At 35.9% G+C, this 6774-nt stretch carries 7 protein-coding genes; all 7 read right to left on the bottom strand.

Annotation, left to right across the window (positions count from 1 at the left end; all coding sequences use genetic code 11):
• Positions 1-124: 124 nt before the first annotated feature.
• Positions 125-523 carry a hypothetical protein gene (locus LY28_RS07160; protein WP_110461489.1) on the bottom strand — a complete coding sequence of 133 codons (399 nt, stop codon included), beginning with the start codon at positions 521-523 and terminating at the stop codon, positions 125-127.
• Complete coding sequence (locus LY28_RS07155) at positions 493-1581, bottom strand: M48 family metalloprotease (RefSeq protein ID WP_110461488.1); 1089 nt, start codon at positions 1579-1581, stop codon at positions 493-495. Before LY28_RS07155 ends, LY28_RS07160 begins: the two co-directional genes overlap by 31 nt.
• A gap of 22 nt (positions 1582-1603) precedes the next feature.
• Positions 1604-2152: a DnaJ domain-containing protein gene (locus LY28_RS07150; protein ID WP_110461487.1), complete on the bottom strand. Its 549-nt coding sequence runs from the start codon at positions 2150-2152 to the stop codon at positions 1604-1606.
• A 209-nt stretch (positions 2153-2361) separates the two neighbouring features.
• Complete coding sequence (locus LY28_RS07145) at positions 2362-2925, bottom strand: polysaccharide deacetylase family protein (protein WP_110461486.1); 564 nt, start codon at positions 2923-2925, stop codon at positions 2362-2364.
• Between the two features lie 292 nt (positions 2926-3217).
• Positions 3218-5254, bottom strand: a complete 2037-nt coding sequence (locus LY28_RS07140) for a methyl-accepting chemotaxis protein (RefSeq protein WP_110461485.1) — start codon at positions 5252-5254, stop codon at positions 3218-3220.
• A 336-nt stretch (positions 5255-5590) separates the two neighbouring features.
• A complete protein-coding gene (locus tag LY28_RS19090) occupies positions 5591-5731 on the bottom strand; it encodes an AgrD family cyclic lactone autoinducer peptide (protein ID WP_165835518.1) in 141 nt (46 codons plus the stop codon).
• A 37-nt stretch (positions 5732-5768) separates the two neighbouring features.
• Complete coding sequence (locus tag LY28_RS07130; RefSeq protein ID WP_110461483.1) at positions 5769-6599, bottom strand: hypothetical protein; 831 nt, start codon at positions 6597-6599, stop codon at positions 5769-5771.
• Between the last annotated feature and the right edge of the window lie 175 nt (positions 6600-6774).

Here is a 6774-nt window from a genome sequence, read left to right as displayed (position 1 = left end):
GAACAAAGTGAAAGCCAGCGTCTTTAGGCGCTAGCCGGTAACAAGCCCTTATAGGGCTAGCACAAGCCACCCGTTTTACGGGTGGTCATGACTTACTTTTAATGATACAATATTTTTAATTTATTTATCTTATACCATAGTAGCCTTTAATCATTTTTATTATCTTTTTCATTGTTTCGATATCTGTTTCATTAATCTTCAAATTTAAATTATCTGATTTATCTGCTGCTTTTCTTACCTCCAATAATAAATTATCATCACTTTTTGTGCCTTTATAGAGAAGAACCAGATTCAAAACTACCAAAATCACTTCAAATATTGTTTTTACACATTCGATTAAGGGCATAAGATCAAAACCGAACCCATCATCATATGTAATTAAGTTGTTCTCAACAGGGGTCTTGTTTTCAATTGAGCTTTGTATGGCTGATATCTGGTCATCATTAATATAACTCAATTCATTCTCCCAAAATTCACCGGCAACTAATCTGATTACATTCCAATCGATTTTTTCATTTTCCATTTGTAACTCCTTTCAACCGCTAAAAATAAAAACTTAACAATATAATATACAATAATGAAAATGAATGTCATAACAATTGCATTTGAAAAGCTTATATTAAAATTTATAAAGATTGGGTTATTCATATTAATAAGCGGCATCAGAATTAAGACTATGATCAAGGTCATCATATAATTATTTAAAGGAGAAATCCTATGAATATATGTATCCTTGTTTACTTTGTCCAAATATTCAATAATCAGGCTTACTTGAGTCTTCTGCATTAAGCCTCTGACTGTCTTTTTGTCTTTCAGCCGATCCAGCTTTATTTTCATTGGGAACTTGATAATATCAGCAGCCTCCTTTTTATCAATGGGAGTGCTTATTGCTTCAAGTATTTCAATTGCAAGGTTATTTGCAATTATTTCCGCATACATGGAGCACCAGATTTGACTGGCAAACAGAACAGCACTAAGTATTATTAAAAAAACAGTTTTAAAACATATGCCGATAAATACTAACGAAAAAACAGGCATAATTACACAGATTATCCTTATCAATAAAATAAATATATGCAGGACATCATTGCCTACACAATGTGCCAATTCATGAGTAATAAGCACCTGCTGCCTCTTACTTTTCAAATCCGCCTTTTCAGGAATTATTATATAGGAAATCCAGTTGGAAACCGGCATAGACACGTACCTGCCTATACCGCTGTTTAAAGCTTGCAGAAATACAATTTCCTTTGTTTTTGCCAGATTTTCAATCTTATGCTGTTGATACTTATATAGCTCATTTTTTATTTCTATTGTAAATTCTGTATCTTCAAGAACCTTATATTCTGACTTTGAAAGATTCCGTATGTATTTTTTTATAAAGAATATGTTATTAATAATTACAGCATTATAATTTATGAAGGAATCAATATAAACTGCCAATATAAAAAGCTTGAGAAAATCAGTATTTATAAAGGACAAATAACAGATTAAAAAAGTAACCCTATAAAGCAGGATTAATGTAATTATTATTTGAAAGGAATCAAAAAACGCAACTTTTATCTTATTGGGTATTTTCATATATATAACTCCAAATCCCTTTCTATTTATTTATATTATTTTGCTCACTATATTTATTCAGTTCGTTTGTTATGGTACCCGATATCATTGAAATTATAGCTGCGTCATCAATATATCCCGCAACGGGTATGTAATCAGCTACCAAATCAACCGGCAATATAAAATACAATAAAGCGACTGCTATTACTGCAAATGTCACAGAGTCCAGCTTATAACTCCCATTTATGCTGTCCTTAAACATTCTGTACATAAGATGAACATTATCCTGTAAGCCCTTAAACAATCTGCCGACCCTGTTAAAGGCCTTCTGAAAGCTATTATCATTTATTTCATCGAAATCCTTTCCCGCAGTAAATTTAAGCATGGTATCATACTGTCGTCTTCTCTCGCTGTCACTCAAAACATGATATGCCTCATTTAAGCCTTTAGACATTTCTTCGGCTTTCTCAATGTTCTTGGGATTTTTATCAGGATGCCAGATTTTAATTTTTTCGTAATATGCATTTTTAATTTCCTGAAAATCAGCGGTTTTATCTATACCCAAAAGCTCATAGTAGTTTTTGTATTCCATTATGCTCTCCCCCCAATACAGTTATTAATTTATTATTCTATAAATAAATATAAAACCCTTCCAAATTATTTATTATAATTCCATTTTAAGTAAATAAAAAAGCAGCCGTTTCGGGCTGTTTTCATTTTGGATAAATAAACGATGTAATCTCACGGAAATCTTGGTTTGAGGCTGAACCGCTATTGACTTCAGTCACACTGAATATGCTTTTAGGTTTTTACTTTTGTATCCAGCAATTCAACATTCCACTGGATAGGATAACAGCCCAATTCATTGCAGGTGTCAACAACAATGTTGTTATAGTCACCGTACGGCGGTCTGAACAGCTTTACCTTGACACCTGATATCTCCTCCAGCTTTTTGTTGCACAGCTCTATCTCGCTCTTGCATTTTTCTTTTCCGACAGTACTCATTTTCAGATGTGAATAACCATGATTTGCTATATCATGCCCTTCCTTTGCAATAAGCTTAACAGCCTCGGGATATTTTTCCGCCCACTGCCCCACCATGAAAAAGCTTGCTTTAACATTCTCCTTCTTCAATATATCCAGTATTTGCGGTATATCCGAGGCTCCCCATGCACAGTCAAAGGTTATTGCCACCTTGTCAGTCTCAACGCTGTATATAGGCAAGTGCCTTTCAGAATTGAAAACTACTATCGACTTGGCCGTATATCCTACAGAAAATACAGCATAAATAATTAAAAAAAATAAAACAATCTTTTTGGGAATCATTTTTTTATTGATAACACTTACAAAAATAAGTTTTTTCATTTTCAACGCCCCTAAATATTATTTGAGCTATGCAACCCTTCCGCTGTCAATTACCTGAAGCGGCACATATCAATATTATATATGCCGCATTTTTACAGTCATAGTTACCCTGTGTATAAAGGCTTTCACTGTAATTGACCTTGGTAATCAGCCCTATATTATATCTATTTTGAAAAATAAGATTTATGATGGAATAAGCCATATCAGGCAGCAACTATTTATACAAGCACAAAAGACCGCCATTTCTGGCGGTCTGACGGCGAAACTTATCCCTATTGTTTTTAAGCTCAAGCTATATTTTAAACGCAGAAATAACCTGCTGCAAATCGCTTGCCATTTCAGCAAGACTTTGACTTGAGCTTGCAACCTCCTGCATCGCCGCTAATTGCTGTTGTGTAGCAGCAGATACATTCTGTGCCTCACCTGCTGTCTTGTCACTCATTTTATCGATTTCACTCAGCTGCTCATAGAAGCTTCTTCCAATCTGCGTCAGATTGTCAATTGAAGCAGACACCTCTCCTATTTCTCTGGACAGGTTTTCAATGGATACATTAATGTCTTTAAAGCTGTCACCGGTAGAAAGAACATTTGAAATACCCAATTCAATGCTTACCGCATTTTCATTTGAAACATCTACTGTCATTTTAACATTTTCCTGATTGTCCTTCACCAAGACCCTGATACGGTCTGCTGCTGTCCTTGATTCCTCTGCCAGCTTCCGAACCTCATCGGCTACCACTGAAAAGCCTTTCCCGTTTTCTCCCGCTCTTGCTGCCTCTATCGCTGCATTTAATGCCAATAAATTGGTCTGCTCGGCAATTGAAGTCATGAAATCTACAATCTGAAATATTTCCGCAAAGCCGCTCTGAAGCTTTGTAACTGTATCCTGCATTTCACTCGACCCTTGTCCTACCTTCTTCATCTGAGTGATGGCTTCTTCAACTTTAACCAGTCCGTTGTCCGCATTCTGCTTTGCTGTCAATGATATGCTTTTAACAGCATTGGCAGAGCTGTCTATTTGCTCCAGCCCTTCCATCATTCTTTTCGACTCATCGCCCAAATACTTAATAGACCTTGCCTGTAATTCTGCGTCATTAGCTATTTCTCCGATAGAATCAGCCACCTGATTAACAGAGCTGGCAGATTGTTCTGACACCGCCGTCAGCTGCTGGCTGGAGGAAGCGACCTGCTCAATTCCGTCTATTGCCTTTGCAATTAACGCTCTGATACCTGTCCTCATTTTTGACAAGCCTGCCGAAGCCTGCCCCAGTTCATCCCTTGCTGTAATCACTTCATCAGTATTACTGAAATCACCCTCTGCCATAACAAGACACTCATCCTTCAGCCTGATGAAAACCTTGCCCATTCTGCTGCTGAAAACAAGTGTAACAATTACAGATATCAAAATACATACTAATGAAATAAACAGCATGGAATTGGCAAGAGTATTTATAGGAGCATACTCCTCTGCCTCGGGAGCGGCAATTAAAATATTCCACTGATGTCCACCCGCCAATGTAATGGGAGTAAAGGTTCCTATTACCTCGACCCCCTTGATGGAATTGTACTTTCCAACAACCTGCACATTCTCTTTAAGACTTTTTGCATACAGCTCCATAAGCTTGCTGTCCAGCTTTTGATCCTTCGTCTTCAAGGAAGCGTCAATATCCTCTTTAGTCAAATCCAATATTCCTACTGTTTCCTCCGATTTTGGAAATGCTATTACAATACCTGAATTATCCGCAATAAGTCCGTAGCCCGATTCAAGAAACTTCAAATCAGCTATAAGGCCTCCAAGCTTCTCCATTGCAAAGGAGCCTGTAAGGACACCCAGCAACTGCTCACCCTCCATTACAGGAACCGCAACATTAAAGGCTGTTTTGCCTGTAGTCCTTGAAGTCATAAGCTCAGAAACCACCGGACTCTTTGTTTCCATGACCTTTTTAAAATACTCTCTGTCTCCCAGTTCAACTTCGGTGCCATCCGACCTTATTGCCGAGCCGGAGGGCTCAATAAAAACAGCGCTCTCCAACACCTTGCTTCTGGATTTGCTCCATTCCAGCGCCTTTATAAGCTGCTGCCGGTCCTCCTTGACTCCCAGATATGCTATTTCTGCCGCAAAGGCTTCCTGCTGCATTATTGCCTGTTCTATGTAATCAGACACTTTAAGGGCATACTCTCTTCCAACAGCCATACCGGTCTCCTCTACACTCTTGGACAGGGCTGTGCTTGACAAATAATAGCTGATTGTTGAAAGTGCTGTAAAAGACAGCAAAAAGATAGGCATAAAAATCAGCAGTAGTTTGTACTTTATTTTCTTTAATTTCATCTTCGTATCCTCCTGTATTAATATCTTTAAATCAATTACTGCCGGCTAAGCCTGCTAAACTGTGTGAAGCACCGGGCTTAAAAGTATAATTCGCCTAAAAGCAACAGAATATAGTCCCGATATTTTAACTTTCAAAGGCTAACTCGTAATTGACTTTAGTATTTTATACCCTTCAAAATATTATTGTAACATATTATGTATACAATATTTATAGCTTGTAATAATTTTTTTCAGTACTATTATACAATTTGAAATACTTAGCCTATACTAACTGCTCTTTAGCTTTCAGCTAAAAAAGAAGACTCCCATTTATGAAATCTTCCTTTTTGAAATTTATTATTTTTTAAATGCCTTTTTATCTCTTAGTACCTTAGGCACCTTAGGTTGATAAATAAACAGCATGCACTTACCTGCCCTCTGTATGGAAATCTCCTCTATACCCTTTTCTATTGCATTTGTTAACAGCCTTTTAATCATGGTACTACCCCCTTTGTTTTTTGTTAGTTTATATAATTTAATAGTAACTGCCTTTTTTATTGTGCCTGTGGCTATCATTTTTTGACATATTTTTTCTTGCTATATCTAAATCTCTGTTTAACCTCTCAATATATGCTTCCTTTGCCATTATGTTATAAACGGAAAAGAAAAAACAAATATAAATCATAATCGGAACAATGATGTCACCCATCAATATAAGCAAGGAGGTTTTTATATTAAAGGAACCGTTAATCAGGAATTTATCCAGTACAAATACCTTAACAGAAGCTACAATCCATAAAATATTAAAGAAAGATGCTATTACAGCGAACATACTCTGCTCCTTGTCTTTTAAAATTGAATGCCATATGCTGGTGCTGAGCTTTTTGTCAATGTATTTGTGTTTCTTGATATATATGATAATAATACTTATTTCAATAAGCCTTATGGGAAGTGAACTGAAAAAAGCATTTACTATGTTTTCTTTCAAGGTCTCTTCTGTTATATTAGTGCAGAGCATAATTATTTTATAGTTGGCAATTTCCAGCATCGCATTTGTCATGCATGCTGCTGACACACAGGTAAATACTATAAATACTTTCTTTAAGGACTTTTGATTATAAATTATACATATTGTTAATACCATTACAAGAACGAATATTATAAATATCAAAGTCATATCAAGACTCAAAAAATACCTTAAAAAGTTTGAAATTACTGCCGGAATTAGTATTGAAGCAAGCATTTTTATATTAAATGAAATATGCATTGCCATTCCCAGTAATATGAGAGTTGCTATTACAACATAGCTTTCTTCTAATATGGAATTCAGTAATAAATTTGTAAAATAATTAGTTATCATGTACATTTTATTTTAATTCTCCTGTATATAAAGTAAACTATCAACTGCTTGACTGCATCGTTCCTATGCTGTCAGGCGATAGCCCGGGCTTAAACTTAATCTGCATAAAACGCCGGGCTTAAAGGTATAACCGGCTATATACGCAAAGGCTTCGAACCATAATTAATTTCAGTTAGTAATC

It is taken from the genome of Ruminiclostridium sufflavum DSM 19573, from assembly GCF_003208175.1.
Taxonomy (GTDB): Bacteria; Bacillota; Clostridia; order Acetivibrionales; family DSM-1351; genus Ruminiclostridium; species Ruminiclostridium sufflavum.
The sequence above is the reverse complement of the archived record's forward strand: the minus strand, read 5'-3'. Positions and strand labels throughout refer to the sequence as shown.

What these genes read in the sequence shown, in the direction of transcription:
- LY28_RS07160 (WP_110461489.1), bottom strand. Translation starts at nt 523, where the DNA reads ATGGAAAATGAAAAAATCGATTGGAATGTAATCAGATTAGTTGCCGGT.
- LY28_RS07155 (WP_110461488.1), bottom strand. Translation starts at nt 1,581, where the DNA reads ATGAAAATACCCAATAAGATAAAAGTTGCGTTTTTTGATTCCTTTCAA.
- LY28_RS07150 (WP_110461487.1), bottom strand. Translation starts at nt 2,152, where the DNA reads ATGGAATACAAAAACTACTATGAGCTTTTGGGTATAGATAAAACCGCT.
- LY28_RS07145 (WP_110461486.1), bottom strand. Translation starts at nt 2,925, where the DNA reads ATGAAAAAACTTATTTTTGTAAGTGTTATCAATAAAAAAATGATTCCC.
- LY28_RS07140 (WP_110461485.1), bottom strand. Translation starts at nt 5,254, where the DNA reads ATGAAATTAAAGAAAATAAAGTACAAACTACTGCTGATTTTTATGCCT.
- LY28_RS19090 (WP_165835518.1), bottom strand. Translation starts at nt 5,731, where the DNA reads ATGATTAAAAGGCTGTTAACAAATGCAATAGAAAAGGGTATAGAGGAG.
- LY28_RS07130 (WP_110461483.1), bottom strand. Translation starts at nt 6,599, where the DNA reads ATGTACATGATAACTAATTATTTTACAAATTTATTACTGAATTCCATA.